The organism is Paenibacillus sp. FSL L8-0641, from assembly GCF_038006265.1.
GTDB classification, from domain to species: domain Bacteria; phylum Bacillota; class Bacilli; order Paenibacillales; family Paenibacillaceae; genus Paenibacillus; species Paenibacillus polymyxa_D.
The window spans coordinates 185,001-206,915 of record NZ_JBBOUW010000001.1; the positions used below are offsets into that span (position 1 = coordinate 185,001).

Annotated in this window: 19 protein-coding genes, 8 tRNA genes and 1 rRNA gene (1 of these 28 cut by a window edge); all 28 read left to right on the forward strand. The window is 49.0% G+C overall.

The window, feature by feature from the left end:
* Positions 1-1,508: ribosomal RNA gene (locus MKY16_RS00770) — 23S ribosomal RNA — on the forward strand (it extends 1,418 nt beyond the left edge of the window).
* A gap of 129 nt (positions 1,509-1,637) precedes the next feature.
* A tRNA-Ser gene (locus MKY16_RS00775) sits at positions 1,638-1,729 on the forward strand.
* Positions 1,730-1,760: 31 nt separating this feature from the next.
* Positions 1,761-1,837: transfer RNA gene (locus MKY16_RS00780), tRNA-Met, on the forward strand.
* A gap of 10 nt (positions 1,838-1,847) precedes the next feature.
* A tRNA-Val gene (locus tag MKY16_RS00785) sits at positions 1,848-1,923 on the forward strand.
* A gap of 4 nt (positions 1,924-1,927) precedes the next feature.
* A tRNA-Thr gene (locus MKY16_RS00790) sits at positions 1,928-2,003 on the forward strand.
* A gap of 23 nt (positions 2,004-2,026) precedes the next feature.
* A tRNA-Asp gene (locus MKY16_RS00795) sits at positions 2,027-2,103 on the forward strand.
* A 78-nt stretch (positions 2,104-2,181) separates the two neighbouring features.
* Positions 2,182-2,254, forward strand: a tRNA-Phe gene (locus tag MKY16_RS00800).
* A gap of 9 nt (positions 2,255-2,263) precedes the next feature.
* Positions 2,264-2,349: transfer RNA gene (locus tag MKY16_RS00805), tRNA-Tyr, on the forward strand.
* Positions 2,350-2,356: 7 nt separating this feature from the next.
* A tRNA-Lys gene (locus tag MKY16_RS00810) sits at positions 2,357-2,429 on the forward strand.
* A gap of 160 nt (positions 2,430-2,589) precedes the next feature.
* Entirely contained in the window at positions 2,590-3,732 is a 1,143-nt protein-coding gene (locus MKY16_RS00815) for a PucR family transcriptional regulator (RefSeq protein WP_165149384.1), read from the forward strand.
* A gap of 103 nt (positions 3,733-3,835) precedes the next feature.
* Positions 3,836-4,960, forward strand: a complete 1,125-nt coding sequence (locus tag MKY16_RS00820) for an ABC transporter ATP-binding protein (protein WP_029519022.1) — start codon at positions 3,836-3,838, stop codon at positions 4,958-4,960.
* Positions 4,961-5,297: 337 nt separating this feature from the next.
* The gene (hprK, locus tag MKY16_RS00825) at positions 5,298-6,236 is read left to right on the forward strand and encodes an HPr(Ser) kinase/phosphatase (protein ID WP_029519020.1); all 939 of its coding nucleotides are present in this window, start codon (positions 5,298-5,300) and stop codon (positions 6,234-6,236) included.
* 43 nt (positions 6,237-6,279) lie between these two features.
* The gene (gene lgt, locus MKY16_RS00830; RefSeq protein WP_340953641.1) at positions 6,280-7,335 is read left to right on the forward strand and encodes a prolipoprotein diacylglyceryl transferase; all 1,056 of its coding nucleotides are present in this window, start codon (positions 6,280-6,282) and stop codon (positions 7,333-7,335) included.
* Positions 7,332-7,985: a pyrophosphatase PpaX gene (gene ppaX, locus MKY16_RS00835; RefSeq protein WP_029519017.1), complete on the forward strand. Its 654-nt coding sequence runs from the start codon at positions 7,332-7,334 to the stop codon at positions 7,983-7,985. The genes lgt and ppaX overlap by 4 nt, the downstream gene beginning before the upstream one ends.
* Entirely contained in the window at positions 7,982-8,476 is a 495-nt protein-coding gene (locus MKY16_RS00840) for an acyltransferase (protein WP_029519016.1), read from the forward strand. The genes ppaX and MKY16_RS00840 overlap by 4 nt, the downstream gene beginning before the upstream one ends.
* A 147-nt stretch (positions 8,477-8,623) precedes the next feature.
* Positions 8,624-9,775, forward strand: a complete 1,152-nt coding sequence (locus tag MKY16_RS00845) for an acyltransferase (RefSeq protein ID WP_029519014.1) — start codon at positions 8,624-8,626, stop codon at positions 9,773-9,775.
* Positions 9,776-10,005: 230 nt separating this feature from the next.
* A complete protein-coding gene (locus MKY16_RS00850) occupies positions 10,006-11,253 on the forward strand; it encodes an ATP phosphoribosyltransferase regulatory subunit (protein ID WP_340953644.1) in 1,248 nt (415 codons plus the stop codon).
* Positions 11,207-11,851: an ATP phosphoribosyltransferase gene (gene hisG / locus MKY16_RS00855; protein WP_029519011.1), complete on the forward strand. Its 645-nt coding sequence runs from the start codon at positions 11,207-11,209 to the stop codon at positions 11,849-11,851. The genes MKY16_RS00850 and hisG overlap by 47 nt, the downstream gene beginning before the upstream one ends.
* Positions 11,852-11,920: 69 nt before the next feature.
* Entirely contained in the window at positions 11,921-13,234 is a 1,314-nt protein-coding gene (gene hisD / locus MKY16_RS00860) for a histidinol dehydrogenase (RefSeq protein WP_069012128.1), read from the forward strand.
* Positions 13,218-13,826: an imidazoleglycerol-phosphate dehydratase HisB gene (gene hisB / locus MKY16_RS00865; RefSeq protein ID WP_029519009.1), complete on the forward strand. Its 609-nt coding sequence runs from the start codon at positions 13,218-13,220 to the stop codon at positions 13,824-13,826. The genes hisD and hisB overlap by 17 nt, the downstream gene beginning before the upstream one ends.
* A 3-nt stretch (positions 13,827-13,829) precedes the next feature.
* Positions 13,830-14,459 carry an imidazole glycerol phosphate synthase subunit HisH gene (hisH, locus tag MKY16_RS00870; RefSeq protein WP_029519007.1) on the forward strand — a complete coding sequence of 210 codons (630 nt, stop codon included), beginning with the start codon at positions 13,830-13,832 and terminating at the stop codon, positions 14,457-14,459.
* A 95-nt stretch (positions 14,460-14,554) separates the two neighbouring features.
* Positions 14,555-15,286, forward strand: coding sequence for a 1-(5-phosphoribosyl)-5-[(5-phosphoribosylamino)methylideneamino]imidazole-4-carboxamide isomerase (gene hisA, locus MKY16_RS00875; protein ID WP_029519006.1), 732 nt, complete (start codon positions 14,555-14,557; stop codon positions 15,284-15,286).
* 11 nt (positions 15,287-15,297) lie between these two features.
* Positions 15,298-16,056 carry an imidazole glycerol phosphate synthase subunit HisF gene (gene hisF, locus MKY16_RS00880; protein WP_241113450.1) on the forward strand — a complete coding sequence of 253 codons (759 nt, stop codon included), beginning with the start codon at positions 15,298-15,300 and terminating at the stop codon, positions 16,054-16,056.
* Positions 16,053-16,793, forward strand: coding sequence for a bifunctional phosphoribosyl-AMP cyclohydrolase/phosphoribosyl-ATP diphosphatase HisIE (gene hisIE, locus MKY16_RS00885; RefSeq protein WP_029519003.1), 741 nt, complete (start codon positions 16,053-16,055; stop codon positions 16,791-16,793). The genes hisF and hisIE overlap by 4 nt, the downstream gene beginning before the upstream one ends.
* 36 nt (positions 16,794-16,829) lie before the next feature.
* Entirely contained in the window at positions 16,830-17,654 is an 825-nt protein-coding gene (hisJ, locus tag MKY16_RS00890) for a histidinol-phosphatase HisJ (RefSeq protein WP_029519001.1), read from the forward strand.
* Between the two features lie 235 nt (positions 17,655-17,889).
* Positions 17,890-19,659, forward strand: coding sequence for a tetratricopeptide repeat protein (locus MKY16_RS00895; protein ID WP_165149358.1), 1,770 nt, complete (start codon positions 17,890-17,892; stop codon positions 19,657-19,659).
* Positions 19,660-19,698: 39 nt separating this feature from the next.
* Positions 19,699-20,652, forward strand: coding sequence for a thioredoxin-disulfide reductase (gene trxB, locus MKY16_RS00900; RefSeq protein ID WP_340953649.1), 954 nt, complete (start codon positions 19,699-19,701; stop codon positions 20,650-20,652).
* Between the two features lie 292 nt (positions 20,653-20,944).
* Complete coding sequence (locus tag MKY16_RS00905) at positions 20,945-21,895, forward strand: ROK family glucokinase (protein ID WP_039274188.1); 951 nt, start codon at positions 20,945-20,947, stop codon at positions 21,893-21,895.
* Positions 21,896-21,915 lie beyond the last annotated feature (20 nt).

Here is a 21,915-nt window from a genome sequence, read left to right on the forward strand (position 1 = left end):
TCGAAGGACAACAGGTCGAAATTCCTGTACCACCGTAATCCGCTATGAGCGATGGGGTGACGCAGTAGGGTAGTGACGCGGACTGATGGATGTCCGTCTAAGCAGTGAGGCTGATGTGTAGGCAAATCCGCACATCGTAAGGCTGGGCTGTGATGGGGAGCGAAAATTGTAGTAGCGAAGGTCATGATCTCAGACTGCCAAGAAAAGCCTCTAGCCAGGAGAAGGTGCCCGTACCGCAAACCGACACAGGTAGGCGAGAAGAGAATTCTAAGGCGCGCGGAAGAACTCTCGTTAAGGAACTCGGCAAAATGACCCCGTAACTTCGGGAGAAGGGGTGCCTCGGTAGGGTGAATAGCCCGAGGGGGCCGCAGTGAAAAGGCCCAAGCGACTGTTTAGCAAAAACACAGGTCTGTGCGAAGCCGCAAGGCGAAGTATACGGGCTGACGCCTGCCCGGTGCTGGAAGGTTAAGGGGAGTGGTAAGCCTTCGGGCGAAGCTATGAACCGAAGCCCCAGTAAACGGCGGCCGTAACTATAACGGTCCTAAGGTAGCGAAATTCCTTGTCAGGTAAATTCTGACCCGCACGAATGGCGTAACGACTTGGGCGCTGTCTCAACGAGAGATCCGGTGAAATTTTAATACCTGTGAAGATGCAGGTTACCCGCGACAAGACGGAAAGACCCCATGGAGCTTTACTGCAGCTTGATATTGAATTTGGGTACGATCTGTACAGGATAGGTGGGAGCCGTAGAACTTTGAGCGCCAGCTTGAAGGGAGGCATCCTTGGGATACCACCCTGATCGTATCTAGGTTCTAACTTGGTACCGTGAACCGGTGCGAGGACAGTGTCAGGTGGGCAGTTTGACTGGGGCGGTCGCCTCCTAAAGAGTAACGGAGGCGCCCCAAGGTTCCCTCAGAATGGTTGGAAATCATTCGAAGAGTGCAAAGGCAGAAGGGAGCTTGACTGCGAGACCTACAAGTCGAGCAGGGACGAAAGTCGGGCTTAGTGATCCGGTGGTACCGCATGGAAGGGCCATCGCTCAACGGATAAAAGCTACCCTGGGGATAACAGGCTTATCTCCCCCAAGAGTCCACATCGACGGGGAGGTTTGGCACCTCGATGTCGGCTCATCGCATCCTGGGGCTGAAGTAGGTCCCAAGGGTTGGGCTGTTCGCCCATTAAAGCGGTACGCGAGCTGGGTTCAGAACGTCGTGAGACAGTTCGGTCCCTATCTGTCGTGGGCGTAGGAAATTTGAGAGGAGCTGTCCTTAGTACGAGAGGACCGGGATGGACGTACCGCTGGTGTACCAGTTGTTCCGCCAGGAGCACCGCTGGGTAGCTATGTACGGAAGGGATAAGCGCTGAAAGCATCTAAGCGTGAAGCCCCCCTCAAGATGAGATTTCCCAATTAGTAAGACCCCTTGAAGACGACGAGGTAGATAGGTTGGGGGTGGAAGTGCAGTAATGCATGGAGCTGACCAATACTAATCGGTCGAGGGCTTATCCTAAGATAAAACGCAAATGAGTTTCGGATCCAGTTTTCAGGGTGTAACCTTGAAATTGCGCTTGATATTCCAAATCACTTTGTTGAGATACAGAATAACTTGCGGAGTTTTGCTAAGTGAGTCCATTTATATGGAGAGATACCCAAGTGGCTATAAGGGGACCCTCTGCTAAGGGGTTAGACTGCGAAAGTGGTGCGAGGGTTCGAATCCCTCTCTCTCCGCCATTTAGGACAAGCTAGCGAAATATTATGTTATGGCGGTGTAGCTCAGCTGGCTAGAGCGTACGGTTCATACCCGTGAGGTCGGGGGTTCGATCCCCTCCGCCGCTACCATACATACCCAGGAGGCTTAGCTCAGCTGGGAGAGCATCTGCCTTACAAGCAGAGGGTCGGGGGTTCGATCCCCTCAGCCTCCACCATTGTGCCGGTGTAGCTCAACTGGTAGAGCAACTGACTTGTAATCAGTAGGTTGGGGGTTCAAGTCCTCTCGCCGGCACCATTTTTGAATTTTGAAAAATCCAGGGAACTGTGGTGTAGAGGCCTAACATGCCTGCCTGTCACGCAGGAGATCGCGGGTTCGAATCCCGTCAGTTCCGCCATTTTTCAATTCAATAGTTTTACCGTACTAAAGTGGGAAGGGGTATCCCTCCGCACTTTATTTTTTTGTTAATGGATATGGCTCGGTAGCTCAGTCGGTAGAGCAGAGGACTGAAAATCCTCGTGTCGGCGGTTCGATTCCGTCCCGAGCCACCTTTATATGGAGGATTAGCGAAGTGGCCAAACGCATCAGACTGTAAATCTGCTCCCTTACGGGTTCGGTGGTTCGAATCCATCATCCTCCACCAGTTTTACGAGCCATTAGCTCAGTTGGTAGAGCACCTGACTTTTAATCAGGGTGTCGAAGGTTCGAGTCCTTCATGGCTCATCAGAAGTCATCAACTATAGGTTGATGGCTTTTTTTGTATTGTTTTAAGTTATGTTTTTATATAGCTTTTTTATTTTACGGTATCGACAGGTTATAATGAGTTCATTATGTTCGCTTAGTGCTTATTCTATATTCTAAAAAAAAGTGAAGTGGTGATCGCGTGACTCTGGATACAGAATGGATTCAGCAACAGCTTCAGAATATTATTCAAGCGCCTTTTACCATAGTGCCTTGGTGCCCGGAAATGATGGCAGAGGGAGAGACAGCCGATTCAGTTATTCCGGATAGATCGTTTGTCCGTGACAACAAGTTATATTTTCCATTTCGTGCGTCGGCAGGTGAACTGGCTGCATTTGTGGTAGAGGCCAGATATTTGACGGATCGAGAACGGAAACTGGTAGAAGCGCTATTGGGGAACATGGAGCAGGTCTGGCAGAACGGTCCACAATTGTCGGATAACCCGGTTTATAGCGAGGAAGAGCGCATGAATCGTTATGGACAATGGCTTATACAGCAGGCTGCCAATCTAAACAAGGAAGAAGAGGTTCCAGATGAATTGCAGCTTCGTGATTCGCTATCAGCGTGTATGGTTCCGATTTTACTGAATGGCGAGGGAACACAGGAGGGGGCTATTACTTATACCCAGCTCCATCGATTGTTCGCGAGCTATTTTGGAGGGGATGTGCTGCTTACTCCATTGGACAAACAGTCTTGGCTGATTATGGCTAAAAAGGAGCTTTTATTAGGAGCGGACGATGAACGGGATAAAGACACTGAGTCCAGGGATGCAGATTTTACGGAATCGTTGGAGGAGGTTCTCACGGCTTTTAGCTTGGGTCTATATGAGCTTATTGCGAATGAGTGGGTGGGTGTATTCCATTTGGCGGTTTCTAAGCCTTCAATCCCTTTGCAAAGTCTTCCCCAAGAGCTGAATTTGTTATGGGAGACCATACATTTGGGCAAGATTTTTCATGTAACAGAGCACATCCACTTTTCATGGGAGCTTCATTTGGAAAGGCTGTTAAACCGCATTTCCAAGGAACAACGCGTATTATTTTTAGAGCAGGTAATGAAGTCATCTGTCATACTGGAAGACTCAGAAACGATGGCCACATTAGACATCTTTTTTCAACTGGATTGTAATGTGAGTGAGACAGCTAAGCGTCTATATGTGCATCGAAATACGTTGATTTACCGTTTGGACAAGATCAAACAGGAGACTGGATTGGACGTGCGGACGTTTAATGATGCGGTTTTAGTCAAGCTCTATCTTCTATTGTACAAAGTGACAAAAAGGAAATAGCATTTTTGTGCAGTTTGCGAATAGCCATGCTACGGGGACTAGGGTAAGATACAAGTAAGAAATGTATTCGATTTCATAACTTGATCTTAGGGAGGCAAAAGCTATGGCTGGTGTACGTTTAGAGCATATTTTCAAAAAATATCCGGGTGCAGATAAAGCTACGGTTGTTGATGTCAATTTGGACATTCAAGATAAAGAGTTTCTCGTGTTGGTTGGTCCTTCCGGTTGTGGTAAATCTACTACGCTCCGTATGATCGCTGGTCTAGAGGAAATTTCAGACGGTAAATTGTACATTGGAGATCGTGTTGTGAACGACGTGGCTCCAAAGGACCGCGATATCGCGATGGTATTCCAATCCTATGCCTTGTATCCGCATATGAATGTATATCAAAACATGGCTTTTGGTCTGAAACTCCGTAAGGTGAAGAAAGAAGAAATTGACAAACGTGTACGTGAAGCGGCTAAAATCCTTGATATTGAGCATCTGCTGGACCGCAAGCCGAAAGCGTTATCAGGTGGTCAACGCCAGCGTGTTGCCTTGGGACGTGCGATTGTGCGTGACCCGCAAGTGTTCTTGATGGATGAGCCACTGTCCAACTTGGATGCCAAGCTGCGTGGTCAGATGCGTGCGGAAATCACGAAGCTGGCTAAGCGTCTGGAAACGACTGTTATCTACGTAACCCATGACCAGGTCGAAGCCATGACGATGGGTGACCGGATTGTAGTTATGAAGGATGGTATTATCCAACAAGCTGCATCCCCAGATGAACTGTACAACCGTCCAGTGAATCTGTTCGTAGCTGGTTTTATCGGCTCTCCTACGATGAACTTTATCACAGGTAAGCTGGTTGAAAAAGAAGGTGCATTGCATTTTGCTGCGCCGGGTCTGGATCTGTTTGTACCAGAAGGTAAAGGACAGATTTTAAAAGCGAAGGGCTATATCGGGAAAGAAGTGATCTTGGGTATCCGTCCTGAGGATATTCATGAAGAGCCTGTATTCTTGGAGGCTTCTCCGAATACGATCTTTACATCCACTGTGGATGTAACGGAAAACCTCGGTCATGAAATGCTGTTGTACCTGAGCGGTGCTGGAAATGATACGATTATTGCCCGTGTAGACGGACGCTCCAATACTCGTGATGGTGTCAAAGCGAAGTTGGCTGTTGATATGAACAAGGTTCATATTTTTGATAAGGAATCGGAATTGAGTGTTCTGGTTGGCGAATAAAATTTGCCTCTGGAAGAGAGTCGCAGTTTTCCCCGAGCGGAGAACTGCGACTCTTTTTATATATCGCATACGGCTACTAGCTTCGGCATTGCATTCATTGGAAAATTCCGATACGATGGGTACAATGGACAGGTCTAGATGTAGGTTCGTTGGCAGGAGTCCTAGATGGGATCAACCCAGCTGGCGGAATGGAGCTAGCCTGGAACCATATGTTAAATCAAGTGGAGTGTGCATTGGCGCAGGATAGACTGGCGTTGGGGTGTATGGTTAATAGGGTAAAGCTACATAAATCAAGTGACGTATAGAATCTGGTTTTGCAGATGAAGGGGAGAATACAATGGCTAAACAGGTAAAGGTATCCGAGCTTGTACAGCAGTTTCAAATGGAGGTTATTTCCGGTGAAAAAGGTCTGCGAAGACTGATCACAGTGGACGATTTAAATCGCCCAGGTCTGGAGATGGCCGGGTATTTTGAATATCATACACAAGAGCGGGTACAGCTTCTGGGAAGGTCTGAGTTGGCTTTTCTGGGAATGCTTCCTCCTGAGGAACGCCGGGATCGGATGGAGCGTCTGTGTACAGAGCTGACTCCATGCATTATCGTCACACGTGGTCTAGAGGTACCGGCTGAGTTAGTGGAGGCGAGCGCAGAGCGAGATATTCCTGTACTGCGCACTAATATGGCGACGACGATTTTATCAAGCCGCATCACAGGCTTTCTCGAAAGAAAGCTGGCTCCTACAGCAACTATTCATGGTGTACTGTGTGACGTGTATGGCGTGGGAATGCTTATCACAGGAAGTAGTGGAATTGGTAAAAGTGAAACGGCACTGGAACTGGTTAAACGTGGACATCGCTTGGTAGCAGATGACGCGGTAGAAATTCGGCAAACGTCCGATTTTCAGCTGCATGGTACAGCACCTGAGCTGATCCGTCACCTGTTGGAAATTCGTGGCGTGGGCATTATTAATGTGATGACGCTGTTTGGGGCCGGTGCAGTTCGTAATAACAAACGGATTACATTGGTTGTTCGTCTGGAGGCATGGCAGCAGGACAAGCAGTATGACCGTCTTGGTCTTGATGAGGAAACGACACGCATTATTGATACAGATGTTCCACTGGTTACGATTCCAGTTCGTCCGGGCCGAAACTTGGCTGTTATTATCGAGGTGGCGGCGATGAACTATCGTTTGAAACAAATGGGTGTTAATGCAGCCCTGCAATTTACAAACAAGCTGACTGCTACAATTTCTGAAGATATGGAAGAGATGGATTAAGGTTTGTTCGTTTGCAAGGAAGAACGAGGAGTGAGAGAAACATATGTCAACGGCAACATTACTGCTGAATCCGATCGCTTTTTCAATCGGGGCAATCAAGGTCCACTGGTATGGGCTTATTTTGGGGCTGGCGGCGCTTGTGGGTTTATATCTTGCCATCCGTGAAGGAAAAAGATTCGGTATTCCGCAGGACTTTTTTATGGATATGCTGCTTCTGGGTGTTCCCTCAGCTATTATTGGAGCGCGTATTTATTATGTAGCCTTCAAATGGGAAGACTACCGAGATAATCTATGGGATGTTTTTAAAATTTGGAATGGCGGTATTGCGATATACGGTGCCTTGATCGGGGCCATTATATGTGCGGTCATTTATTTCCGGTATAAAGGGTATAACTTCTGGCGTATCACTGATATTTGTGCACCAGGCCTACTGATCGGTCAAGCGATTGGACGCTGGGGTAATTTTGTCAATCAGGAAGCCTACGGTGGACCGACGGAAGAGACATTCTTGCGAAATCAGCTCCATCTGCCGGATTTCATTGTGAATCAGATGAACGTTAACGGGGTGTTCCATCACCCTACATTTTTATATGAATCACTGTGGAGTATTGTAGGTGTGATTTTGCTGCTCGTCATTCGTCGTATGAAATTTGTGCGTGCAGGCGAAATGTTTGCATTTTACTTCATTTGGTACTCAATTGGCCGTTTCTTCATCGAGCGTGTACGGACGGACAGTTTGGCTTTTCAGGGACCGGATTGGCTGGCTTCCTTTGTGAATGCTTTGTGGTCTCCTATGGTATGGCTAGGGTTTGAACCAGGGCATCTGGACCCGAGTTACGGTAATGTACGGATCTCGCAATTGCTGCCTATCTTTATTGTTGTAGCTGCGGTGATTTTCATTTTGGTTCGTCGCCGAAAGGGTACATCTGTTGCTCGATATAGCGATCCGATTATCTCCAGCAAAGCGGGGATTGATCAGGTACCTGACGTGATGCCAGAGCAGGTATCCCGTCCAGGACAGGACGCGGTTCCTCCAACAGCTACGGCGGATAAGCTACCTAAGGAAGACACGGACGAGGACAAGAAGGAGCATCTATGATAAATACAATTTTGTTTGATTTAGACGGCACCATCATGGATACGAATGAGCTGATCATCAGCACATTTCTACACATTTTGAATCATCCGGATGCTGATCCGCTGACGCGGGAGCATATTATTCCTCATATGGGTGGAACGCTAGACGATCAACTCCGTACTTTTTCGGGATTAACGGATGTATCTAGGTTGGTTAAGGACTACCGTGCTTATAATCAGATTCATCATGACCAAATGGTGAAGCCATTTCCATATGTCATTGAGGTCATTCAGGAGTTGCGTGCGAGAGGGATTAAGCTGGGGGTTGTGACAACCAAAATACGACCATCCACGATACGTGTACTTAATCTGTTCAATCTGACTTCCTCAATGGACTATATTGTAACGGTAGACGATGTGGAACATCCAAAGCCACACGCTGAACCAGTGCTCAAGGCCTTGACAGGTTTGAATGCTGAAGCAAAGCATACATTGATGGTCGGAGACAGTTCTTTTGATATTTTGTCAGCTCAGGCAGCAGGTGTGAAATCGGCTGGTGTAGCTTGGTCGCTCAAGGGCGAGGAAACTCTGCGCGGATATGGGCCTGACTACATGTTGCATGATATGCGGGATTTGCTGAAGCTGGAGCTTCAAGGTGTCAATGTATCGTGAGAAGGGTGAACCGCTATCCTGTAGAAGGTCCCAATGCGTTGTGGCAGATTTATCGGACGGTGAGCCGCTGGAAAGGCATTAAGAACTTTATTTTTATACAGATTGCCCGGTATTGTCCTGTGCTTTCTCTGAAAAACGTCATTTACCGCAGAGTGCTGGGGATGAAGGTGGGGCAACATGCGGCCTTCGGCCTGATGGTGATGGTGGATGTTTTTTTTCCGGAGCATATTACGATAGGGAACAATTCGGTCATTGGATATAACACAACGATACTGGCTCACGAATACCTCATACAAGAGTATCGTATCGGTAAAGTGGTGATTGGTGATCATGTGCTTATCGGCGCCAACACAACCATTTTGCCGGGTGTCACCATCGGTGACGGAGCTATCGTAGCAGCCGGAGCGGTCGTGCATAAAGACGTGCCCGCAGGTGCATTTGTAGGTGGCAATCCGTTGCGTGATTTAAGACGCTCTGGTGTGGATGAGTAGGAAATAGCACAATAAGGAAGACCCCTTATGTATTAAGGGGTCTTCCTTATTGTTGTTTTTCTGTATAATAAGTGGGGTAATGCATGTTAATTATGTTTAAAAATTGATAACAGACATATTTGCAAAGCGATATGGGAGCGTGTTGATTTGGTCAAAAAAGAACGTATACCAGAGCTTGATGTTTACCGGGGAATATTAATTGCAGCCGTTGTTACCATTCATGCGACTTCAATGGCTTTAATTGATGCGCGCCATTCTCTATTGTTTTACCCTTTTCTATTTTTAAATATGTTTAGTAGCTTTGCGGTGCCAGTATTTATTTTTGTGAGCGGGTTTGTTTTATTTTACAATTATGTCGATAGGCCGCTTCGTGGTAAGAATATGCTTATATTCTTCCGAAAAAGACTGATGTTTATTGTGTTGCCGTACGTTTTGTTTTCTCTTGTGTATTATTTGACCTTGGTAACACGCGGGTTGATGCCGCTCAGTGATCTTCCGCTCGTGCTGTTAACGGGAAAGGCGTACACGCATTTGTATTATGTCATCATCATCATCCAATTTTATTTGGTCTTCCCACTGTTGTTGTGGGGAGTGCAGCGCTTATGTCATTGGATATCGAGTCCACGGAGAGCAGCCTGTATCATTTTGGCAGTAGGGTTAGTCATTCAATGGGGGTTTGTATTGCTGAACAAATATGTTTGGCAAGAGGAAAGAGGAAGTCTCGCGATTACGTATATCAGTTATTTTGCCTTGGGCGCAGCTGTAGCGATTGGATATGAAGGGTTTAAAAAGTGGCTTTTTCCGGTGTCAGGTACAGTAATTAGACGCGGACAGTTGATCAGTTGGTGGGGCTTGTGGGTGGCTTGGCTACTCCTGGGTATAGCATATGTACAAATATGGTTTGTAGCATATCGCGAAGCCATCTATGCAGACTCGCTGATCTATGAACTGCTCCATAATGCATATGCCCTCGTCTCAGCGCTGGTGCTGTTTCAGTTCTCGGTTTTATTATATCGTCATGCTAACGATAGGCTGCGAATGTTAATCAGCTGGCTGGGCTCATGCTCATTCGGCATTTATTTACTTCACCCGGCGTTATTGAGAGTATATCGCAAGCTGGATTTGCACGGAACGCCAGTAGAATATATCTTCTCTGTTACGGGTGGATGGTTGTTGGCGTTGTTTGGCTCATGGTTGATTGTGACGTTGTGTTTTCGATATGTACCATTTGCATGGATCGGTTTGGGCACGGTTCCGAAGTTTTCTTCCCGGAGTAAAGATGAACAAATGAATAGCTAAATATTTTGATTGATTGGACTGTTGGCTTAAGGCTGGCAGTCTTTTTTTAGGATTCGTGTATTTTGCATTGGATAAAATATAGAAAGGGGCAGCGGCTTGGCGAATCTGTAAAAAAGGGCTGCTCCGTTCGGTTGACGTTCACAAGTAGGGCATGATAATATATCGAATATACTTTAGTTTGTTAGCACTTTACCATGATAAAGATATTGTGAAATCATGAGGTGATAGAGATGTCTAAGCCAAAAGGATTCGAGATCCCTGTAGGGGTTCGAGATTATCTTCCACGTGCAGTGTCGAAGCTGCGGGCCATCGAACTGAATGTACTCGAATGCATGGAGCGCTGGGGTTACCGCCAGATCATGACGCCTACGATGGAATACTACGATACGGTAGGAGTGGCTAGTTCTACTTCCGATCGAAAGCTGTTTAAATTACTCAATAACCGGGGAACCACGTTGGTGCTGCGATCGGATATGACCGCTCCCATTGCGCGGGTGGTATCTTCGTTGCTAAAGGAAGAGGAAGTACCACTCCGACTTTCCTACCACGCAAATGTATTTCGGGCGATTGAGGAAGAGGCAGGAAGAGAAGCGGAGTTTTTTCAGACAGGTGTGGAGCTGGTAGGTGATGATTCGCCTGAGGCTGATGCAGAAGTTGTAGCATTGGCTATTGCATCATTACAGGCGGCAGGAGTGGCCTCTTTTAAAATTGCCATGGGACATGTGGGATTTCTGAACGGCTTATTTGAGGAAATCATTCCAGGCCGTCAGGCTGAACAACAAGCGCTAAAGGAACTGTTGCTCAGTCGTGATGTAGTGGGCTACCGAACAGCGATTGAAGCTTTGGGCTTGGCTCCCGAACATCGGGATAAGCTGGAAGCTATTCTTCGGTTGCGCGGTGGAAAAGAAATTTGTGACCAGGCTACCCGTCTTAGTGTGGAGCAGCAGACGATTCAATCCATTGCACATTTGTGCGAGGTGTGGGAAGTACTGGAGGCATACGGCGTATCTGAGCATGTGTTAATCGACCTTACCATGATCGGGGATTTTTCATATTATACAGGAATGACTTTTGAGGGCTATGCGGCGGAGATTGGGTTCCCGGTATGCAACGGGGGTCGCTATGACAATCTGCTTCAGCAGTTTGGTCGATCCGTACCTGCAACGGGATTTGCATTGAAGACAAACCGGATCGTCGATGGTGTGGATGGTATCCAAATGGAGACGAAGCTTCCTGTACTTATCCGTTATGACGAACAGGGACGCCAAGAGGCGTTATCTGCAGCGGCACAGCTACGCGCAACAGGTCTTACTGTAGTAACAGGGCTCGCGGGCGGACCGGAAGATCGACGTCGTGAGCAGCAGGGGCTGTACGCAGAGGTATACAGCTATACAGCCGAAGGAAGAGAGCCAGTACAAGGGGGGAACTGCCATGACAGAAACATTGAAAGTAGCCATGCCCAAGGGAAGGATTTATAAGCAGGCTTCCGAGCTGTTTCGCCAGGCGGGGGTTCCAATTCCGCTGGATGTGGACGAAACGCGCAAGCTGGTCATTCCACTGCCTGAGCTAGGCATGGAATTTATTATGGCGAAGCCCGTCGATGTTCCTACGTATGTGGAGTACGGGGCGGCGGACATCGGCATTGTGGGCAAGGATGTTTTGCTGGAAGAAAACAAGGATGTGTATGAACTGCTGGATCTGGGGATTGCCCGTTGTCGGATGTCAGTGATTGCTTTACCAGATTGGCAGCCAGGTATTCGTCAGCGGGTCGCTACAAAGTATCCGAATGTGGCTTCCCAGTATTTTCGGGAGCAAGGCCAACAGGTGGAGGTTATTAAGCTGAATGGCTCCATTGAGCTGGCGCCGTTAATTGGCCTGGCAGACCGCATTGTTGATATGGTAGAGACGGGGCAGACCTTGCGGGAGAATGGATTGGTCGAGCAGATCAGCATACTGGATATTACCAGTCGTCTGATTGCCAATCGGGTCAGCTACCGGATGAAAAACAGCTCGATTCAGGCTTTGTGTGATCGATTGCATCAGGTGATTCCCAATGCGGTGGCACCCCGGGAGTAAATCAACTAAAGGAATAAGCCAAGGGTTAAAGGAGCATTCTGCAAGCTGCAAGTAAGGGGGAATGGACAAATGAAGATTGTATCAGCCCGTGATTTCAGTCTCCAACGGGAGGTGGATTACGGCACACCTGAGCAAAATGAGGCTGTGCGTACCATTATTCAGTCGGTACGCCAAGAGGGGGATGAGGCTGTCCTGCGGTATACGCAATCGTTTGATGGTGTATCGCTGATCGCAGAGCAACTTCGTGTGACGGAGGAAGAATTGAAGGCGGCATATGACAAGGTAGAGCCTTCTTTTTTACAGGCGATTCGAGAAGCGGCGGATAATATCCGTGCTTTTCACATGAAGCAAAAACGTAATTCGTGGATGGATTTACAGCCAGACGGTAGCTTGCTCGGCCAAATTATCCGACCGTTGAAACGTGTAGGCGTGTATGTTCCGGGTGGTAAAGCGGCCTATCCATCCTCGGTGCTGATGAATGTCATTCCCGCTCAGGTGGCTGGTGTACCGGAGATTGTCATGGTGACCCCCCCGGCGACAGGCGGCAAGGCAGGGATAGATCCATATACACTGGTAGCTGCGGCAGAGGCTGGTGTAACGGAAATATATAGGGTTGGCGGAGCGCAGGCGATTGCTTCTCTCGCTTACGGAACACATAGCATTGAACCAGTCGATAAAATTTGCGGTCCCGGTAACATTTATGTAGCGCTGGCGAAGCGCGAGGTGTACGGCGCGGTGGATATCGACAGTATAGCGGGACCAAGTGAAATTGTCGTGTTGGCTGACGACACGGCGAATGCCTCATATGTAGCGGCTGACCTGCTTTCACAGGCGGAACATGACGAGATGGCCTCAGCCATACTGGTTACGCCCTCGCAACGCTTGGCCGAAGAAGTATCAGCTGAAGTACAGCGCCAATTGGCAGAGCTACCGCGTAGAGATATTGCTGCTGCATCGGTGGAGGCATACGGGGCTATCATTGTCGTCGACACTTTGGAAGAGGGCATCCATATTGTAAACCGACTGGCACCAGAACATTTGGAAATTATGACAGAGCAGCCGATGGAGCATGTAGGTCTGATCGAAAACGCGGGAGCTATTTTCCTGGGAGCGTACAGCTCGGAGCCAGTAGGCGATTATTTTGCCGGACCTAACCACATTATTCCGACGAATGGAACGGCACGTTTTTCCTCGCCAGTGGATGTTGATGATTTTATCAAGAAGTCGAGTATGATCTATTACAGCAAAGAAGCGCTACTGCGCAATGGTGAGACGATTATGCAGCTTGCCCGCCATGAAGGACTGGAAGGTCACGCACGGGCGATACAAGTTCGATTGGACAATGAAAAGAAGGCGGTGGATGGCGATGGGGAACGAAAATAACGTAGCAGGACGTACAGGCAGCGTCAGCCGAAAGACGAACGAAACGGACATTCAGCTATCTTTTGCAGTAGACGGCACAGGGCAAGCTGAGATTGAAACGGATGTTCCTTTTCTGAATCACATGCTGGACTTGTTCACCAAGCACGGACACTTTGATCTGAATGTGCAGGCCAGAGGGGATGTGGATATCGACGATCATCATACCGTAGAGGATATTGGTATTTGTCTGGGACAGACCTTGCTGGAAGCATTGGGTGATAAAAAAGGAATTAAGCGCTATGCCAGCGTCTTTGTACCAATGGATGAGGCGCTCGCACAGGTTGTCATTGATCTGAGTAACCGACCTCATTTTGAGTATCGTGCGGAGTATCCATCACAGCAGGTAGGGAGCTTTTCGACAGAGCTGGTGCATGAATTTCTGTGGAAATTTGCGTTGGAGGCTCGCATGACGCTACACGTCATCGTTCACTACGGGCAAAATACCCACCATATGATTGAGGCGGTGTTCAAAGCGCTGGGACGTGCATTGGATGAAGCGACATCCATTGATCCACGGGTGACGGGAGTGCCTTCAACGAAGGGAGTGCTGTAGCCCATGTCCATTGCCATTGTGGATTACGGCAGAGGCAATCTGCATAGTGTGAGCAAGGCAGTTGAGCGTCTTGGCTATGAGGCTGTAGTAACGGGAGATGCCCAAGTGATTCGTTCCTCCAGCGGTGTGATTTTGCCGGGTGTAGGGGCATTCGGGGATGCTATGGAGCATTTACGTTCCAGCGGATTGGATCGGGTGATTCAGGAGGTTGCAAGCGCTGGACAACCACTGCTCGGTGTTTGTCTAGGAATGCAACTGTTGTTCACTCGTGGTGAAGAATACGGCAGTCACGAAGGGCTTAATATCTTACCAGGTGAGGTCGTTCGGTTTGCTCCTGATCTGGGGGTTAAAGTGCCGCATATGGGCTGGAATCGTCTGCGTATGACTCAGCCGAACCACCCGTTGTTACAGGGCTTGGAGGAAGGACATGTGTATTTCGTACATTCCTATCATGCGAAGCCGGAGGCCGAAAGTGACCTACTGGCGGTGACTGACTACGGTGGGCCCGTAACGGCTATCGTGGGCAGAGGCCATGTATATGGCATGCAGTTCCACCCGGAGAAAAGCGGGGAAATGGGGATGCGGTTGCTTCGACAGTTTTTGGAACTGGCGGAAGCGGAAAAGCGAGCGTAACGATTCATGTGTCTATAGTTGAGGGTACGCCAACTTTGGTCGTTGATGGATGTAAAGGCATATAGATGTTGAATAGCTCACAAGGGGGTCATACTTTGTTCACGATATACCCAGCGATTGATATTCGCGATGGCAAATGTGTACGACTGGTACAAGGAGATTATAGCCAGGAGACGATATACAACGAAAACCCAGTGGAGGTTGCCCAAGAATGGGAGCGTATGGGCGGCTCCTACATTCACTTGGTTGATTTGGACGGTGCTAAAGCAGGCCAACCGGTGAACGATGAGCTCATTGGGCGCATCGCTTCTGCGGTGCAAGTGCCTGTACAAGTGGGTGGCGGCTTGCGTACGCGTGAACATGTGGAGCGGCTGTTGTCGTTGGGAGTGAGCCGTGTGATCTTGGGTACGGCAGCGATTGAGGACCGTGCTTTTACGGAAGCGGTATTGGGTACCTACGGTGATCGGATCGCCATTGGTCTGGATGCACGGAATGGCTATGTGGCCACGCGCGGATGGCTTGAAACCTCGGAGGTTCGAGCGGACGAATTGGCTGCTGAGTTGGCCTCCAAGGGAGCGGAAACGTTCATTTTCACAGACATTTCCCGCGACGGAATGATGCAAGGCCCGAATGTCGAGGCGGTCGTAGCGCTTGCGAAAAGCAGTGGACGAACCGTGATCGCTTCCGGCGGTGTCAGTAAGATGGAAGATCTAATCACGCTGAGCACCTATGCGAAGGAGGGTGTAGGTGGTGCTATTGTGGGTAAAGCATTGTATACAGGGAGCATTGATTTACAGGTTGCCATACAAGCTGTAGCAAAGGCATAGGGGGAGTAGGCATGCTGGCTAAACGTATTATTCCCTGCTTGGATGTAAAGGATGGCAGGGTGGTTAAGGGCGTTAATTTTGTGAACTTACGCGATGCAGGTGATCCGGTGGAATTGGCGGCGCTTTATGACCGGGAAGGGGCAGATGAAATCGTATTTCTGGATATTTCTGCTTCAGTTGAAGGGCGTGCCACCATGGAAGAAGTAGTTCGTCAGACAGCCGGGGAAATTGCCATTCCTTTCACCGTAGGTGGCGGGATATCTCATGTCGATGATATGAAACGCATTTTGCGTGCCGGGGCTGATAAAATCGGCGTAAATACGGCGGCTGTCCGTAATCCTCAGCTGATTGCGGAGGGGGCGCGCAGCTTTGGCTCACAATGTATCGTTGTTGCCATTGATGCCAAGTACAACGAGGCGTGGGACGAGTGGGAAGTATATACCCACGGAGGCCGCACGCCATCTGGTATTCGCGCCTTGGCCTGGGCCAAGGAAGCTGAACAGTTGGGAGCCGGTGAGATTCTGCTAACCAGCATGAATGCGGACGGAACCAAGGACGGCTTTGACCTGCCGCTGACTTCTGCGGTATCGGATACCGTCGGAATTCCAGTTATTGCTTCTGGCGGAGCAGGCAAACAGGATCATTTCTATGACGTGTTTACGGCGGGCAGAGCGGATGCTGGATTAGCAGCAACGATTTTTCACTATAAAGAAATAGGAATCCCTGACCTAAAACGGGATTTGAAGCGCAGAGGAGTGGAGATACGATGAGCAACGAATTGAACCAACAGCTATCTCTGGAGCAGATACTGGATAATGTCCGCTGGAATGAGGTGGGTCTTGTCTCGGCGATTGTGCAGGATGATGCCACCCTTCAGGTGCTTACGCTGGCCTACATGAACCGCGAGTCGCTGAAACTGTCTTTGGAGTCGGGAGAGACCTGGTTCTGGTCTCGTTCCAGACAGGAGCTGTGGCACAAGGGGGCTACTTCAGGGAATACGCAAAAAATCACTTCCATCCAGTTGGATTGTGACGGTGATGCTCTGTTGGTACGTGTCATTCCGAACGGTCCTGCCTGTCATACAGGAGCAACGAGCTGCTTTTTCCGTGATATTTCCGCGCCAGGGACGGCTGTAGCACCTGTTGCAGGAAATGCAGGAGACCACACGTTGGTAAATCAAACCGATGATATTTCCAGTGCTTCAGCAGACCGCTTTGAGGTACTTGCCCAGCTGGAGGCGATTATTAAGGAGCGCGAGGAGACACGACCTGAAGGAGCCTATACGACCTATCTTTTTGATAAAGGTGTAGACAAAATCTTGAAAAAGGTTGGCGAGGAAGCATCCGAGACGATCATTGCCGCCAAAAATAAAGATAATGACGAACTGCGCCTGGAGGTCAGCGATTTGATTTATCACCTGCTGGTGCTGTTGCAGGAGCGCAAGCTACCGCTTGATCACGTACTGGCTGAGCTGAATCGCCGTCATGAACGACCTCGTCGTGATTAGTACGATTTGTTGTAGTGTTGGAAGGGGGAGGGTCGCATGAAAATTGACTATCATACGCATCACGCCCGCTGCGGGCATGCCATAGGGAGTCTGGAAGAGTATGTACGGCAGGGAATTCGGCTAGGGCTGGATCAGCTCGGCTTGTCCGATCACATGCCACTACTGCATGTAAAACCGGCTGACTATTACCCGGAAATGGCGATGCCTATGGAGGAGCTGCCCCGATACGTGGAAGAATGTTTGGAACTGAAGGAACGTTTTAAAGGGCAAATTGATATTCGCGTTGGCTTGGAAGGCGACTACATCGAGGGCTGGGAACGAGAAATCGAAGACATCATTACCGCGTATCCCTGGGATTATGTGATTGGTTCCGTCCATTTTCTCGGTGAATGGGATGTCACGGACTTCCGTCAGGTACACCATTGGAAAGGCAAAAATGTGCTTGAGGTGTACCGCACGTATTATGATGCGGTCTCCAGGGCAGCAGCTACCGGTTTGTATGACATCATGGGGCATTTGGATGTCATCAAGCGCTTCGGCTATCATCCGAAGCCGGAGGAAATGGAGGAGCTGCGTGAACTGGAGCGCTCCGTACTCTCCGCCGTTGCCCGCAGCGGTCGGGCGATGGAACTGAATGCATCAGGGCTTTCGAAGCCCTGTGCTGAGATGTTCCCGAGCCGCCGCATGCTGGACGAAGCTTTTTCGCTAGGCATCCCGCTGACCGTAGGATCGGATGCCCATGATCCGGCGAAGCTGTCCGAGCACTTGGAGAAGGCACGCGCGCTTCTATATGAAGTCGGCTATCGCGAGCTTGCCGTATTTCAGCATCGCGAGCGCTCGCCGGTGCCGCTGACGCTTTAATTATTACGTTTATTGGGTCTAAGTATCATATCCAGTGGCTAGCCGAACGCTCCTTATTTATACAGGGAAAAGCGCTCGGCTATTTAGCGTATTCTTGTATATATATCTATCGTATACGAGCATATATCCGTTTTTTGGAATGAGGTAGGATCGACTGTCAAGTCGTTTTGAAGTTGTGGTATACTGAAGGGTATGAACATGTCAGTTACTTTTAAAGGAGGTGCCTTGGTTATTTATGAAAGGGAAACATCTGCGAGTATCGGAACCTAGCCCTAAGATTATTGCTTTGCGTTTCGACGCATCTTTCTTTTTTGAGAAAGCTGTGCGCTCGCTTGATCGCAATCATTATGACAAGGCATTGAAATATTTTCGCAAAGCCGTTGAATATGAACCGGATAATCCGGTGAATCATTGCAATATGGCGGGTATATTATCAGAGATGGGGGATTATGCAGGTTCGAATGAGATCCTGTCCTCTGTTCTGAGTGACGTAGACTCGTCGATGACAGAGTGTTATTTCTATATGGCGAATAATTACGCTAATATGGAGCAGTTTGAAGAAGCGGAGAAAGCATTGGTCACGTACCTGGAGGAGGACGAAGAAGGCCAGTTTCTTGATGAAGCGGAGGAAATGATGGAGCTGCTCTATTATGAGCTGGACCGTCCAACGAAGCTGAACCGCATTAAGGCCCGGCAGGGAGTAGTAGAGCATGATCAAGCTCGTGTCCTGCTGGAGGAGGGGAAATTTGCTCAGGCAGCCCAGTTGCTCAAGCAAATTTCAGAGGAACAACCGGATATGTTCGCTGCGCGAAATAATCTGGCATTAGCGTATTACTACATGGGATTGTTCCAAAATGCTAAGGCTACCATTATTCAAGTGTTGGAGGATGAGCCAGGGAATTTACACGCATTGTGCAACTTGGCGATCTTTTATCAGCACGAGGGTGGCGGCCCGGAATTGGATCGTCTGGTGCAGACTTTGGCGGTCACTATACCGTTTCAGGAAGAGCAGGTATTCAAGCTGGCGACCACTATGGGCATTCTCGGACGCCATGAGGAGGCCTACAGACATTTCCGCAGGTTGCTTCATGGCGATGGAGAGAACAATGCGGACGCTTCTTTGTACCATTACACGGCGGTAGCTGCCAGCAATACGGGAAGATATGCGGAAGCACGGCGGTTGTGGAGTCATTTGCAAAAGCAGGATGCTTCCTCGGAAGTTCCGCGGTTTTTCCTGTCCCGACTGGAGGAACTCCAGCAGGAGGGTACACCGCTGCAAGTGCTCAGCTATCATTATCATCTCCCGTTTGAGGAGCAATTCCGCATGTGGGAGAAGTTTGGTGCTGACCAGGTGCCTGACAGCATGAAGAAGGACCCGCTAATCCGGTCATCCTTCTTCTGGGCCTTGCGCCACGGGGACCGGGCGACTCAGCTTCAGGTCATTCAGGCGTTAAGCTTGATCGGTGATGATGAGGTGCGTCAGGCACTGGAGTCCTTCGTAGAAGACCCGGACCAGGAGGATGAGCTGAAACGCCGTGCCTTGCAAGTATTGCAAGAGCTGGCGGAGCAGGGTGAGCAGAAAATGTACCCGGAAACGGAACGTTCTGATCAGTTGGAGGTTGAGAACGATCCTCATACAATTGAAGGTGATGTATCTGCCTCCCCGGTTGATCCACAATGGCAGGCAGTGCTGGATAAGGTACTGACCGTTATGAGCAAGCCATCCGATCCGGTCATGCAGCACGACTTGAGATCGCTGTGGCTGGAGTATTTGGATCGGCTTGCCCCGGAAGTTCCGATGGTTCAGCATACTGAGGGATGGGCAGCGGCGCTGGAATATTTGACTGCCAAAATGCATCATCATTCAGTCACCTATCAGGAAGTAGCCGATCGCTATGGTATTTCCGTATCGACCGTAAGCCGCTATGCACGCCAGATTGACAGCGTGTGTGGTATTAAACAGAAGCTGAAGCAGCCGCTCTCCACGTTTAAAAAGCAGGTCTGAGACCTGCTCCAAACATCACTTAAAGGAGGCAACAAACGTATGTATAAATCCATAATTATTGGTACAGGTCCTGCAGGCTACACAGCGGCTATTTATTTGGCACGTGCTAACATGAATCCGCTGATCATTGAAGGGATGCAGCCCGGTGGGCAGCTTACTACAACGACCGAAATTGAAAATTTTCCGGGTTTTGAGCAAGGTATCCTCGGGCCTGAACTGATGGATAATATGCGCAAGCAGGCTGAACGTTTTGGCGCTGAATTTACTTCCGGTTGGGTAGAGGAAGTGGATTTTAGCAAACGTCCTTTTAAAGTGAAGATAGAGGGTAAAGGCATCATTGAGGCGGAGTCGGTCATTATTGCTACAGGTGCGTCCGCCAAATATCTTGGTATTCCGGGTGAGCAGGACAATGTAGGTCGCGGAGTCAGCACTTGCGCAACTTGCGATGGCTTCTTTTTCCGCGGGAAAAAGATTGTCGTGGTTGGCGGTGGCGATTCAGCCATGGAGGAAGCGAGCTTCTTGACCCGTTTTGCTTCCAGTGTAACCTTGGTCCATCGTCGCGATGAGTTGCGGGCATCCAAAATTATGCAGGATCGCGCGCGTGAGAACGAAAAAGTACATTGGGCATTAAACCGGACTCCTCTGGAAGTTGTGACGGGAGAATCTGGTTTAAAGGGTTTGAAGGTACACAATAATGAGACCAATCAGGATGAGCTGATTGAGGTAGATGGCGTGTTCGTAGCCATCGGGCATACACCGAATACAGGTTTCCTGAACGGACAAATCCATACGGATGAACACGGCTATATTGTAGTGAAGCCAGGCACAACGGAAACGAACATCCCCGGAGTTTTTGCCTGTGGGGACGTACAGGATAATCGTTACCGTCAAGCGATTACGGCTGCGGGAACGGGCTGTATGGCGGCTATGGACTGCGAGAAATATCTCGAAGGCAGTGCTGTTCACGACTGGAGCGAAACACTGGATCAATAAAAGCGTGTCTATAGTACACAAAAAGGCTAACGGGAGAGCGAAGGAAATCTCTGTTATGCCACATCTTTTGTTCAGGAAGAGAAAGCCTGCTGCGTTTGCACGGGCTTTCTCCTTTTTATGGGTGCATAAGGTTAAAAGTTCCTCTAATCGTACACTTTTCAACAAGGAAGTGTCCTTGACCGTAACGAGGGCTTCAATTATAGTTGGAACGTAGGATTACTATTATGAAGTAGGAATTATAAGCATATATTTCATACCAGGTTTTTAAGTAAACATAAAGGTGGCTTGGAACATGTCTGAAAGTATCTATGTGGGTGTCGATTTGGGCGGTACAGCGATTAAAGTAGGCATTTGTAATGAGAACGGACAGCTTTTGCACACATACGAGGGACCAACCGAAACCGATAAAGGTGTAGATGTTGTCATTGGTAATATCGAAAAATATGTGCGGCACATTGTTGAGGAATCTCCTTATGAGTGGGATCAACTCAAGGGTGTCGGTGCAGGCGTTGCAGGTTTTACGAATGTTCGTGATGGTATTATTGTCCTCGCTCCTAATATTGGCTTTCGTGACGTACCGATCCGTGCGCTCCTAGAGAACCGGATTGGCAAGCCTGTGAAAATAGACAATGATGCGAATGTTGCTGCGCTAGGTGAGGCTTGGGCTGGTGCAGGCAAAGGCATCGAAAACTGCGTATGCTATACCCTGGGAACAGGAGTAGGTGGCGGTATTATTATAAACGGTAGAATATACCAAGGTTCTTCAGGCATGGCCGGGGAAATTGGTCATATCAGCGTCGTACCTGATCTGGAGGCAATTCAGTGTGGATGCGGCAAAATGGGTTGCTTGGAAACTGTATCTTCTGCAACAGGCATCATTCGTATGGCCAAGGATGCTGTGGAACGTGGCGACCGGACCTCTCTGGCGCTGGAGGATCACATTGCCGCCAAGGAAGTATTTGATGCTGCTAAAGCCGGGGATGAAGTCGCACTGCGTATCGTGAACCGGGCTGCCTTTTATTTGGGGAAATCCATGGCAGCGGTTGCCGCTGTGCTTAATCCAGAGTTGTTTATTATAGGCGGCGGTGTTTCTAAAGCAGGCGACTTTTTGTTTGAAGAGATGCGTCGCGTATACGCGAAGCTGGCACCTGAACCGCTTCAAAAGGGTGTATATATCGTACCAGCGGTGTTAGGCAATGACGCGGGTGTTGTAGGGGCTGCAGGGTTGCTGCTACGCTCCTGACCACAGGTTACTGATAATAC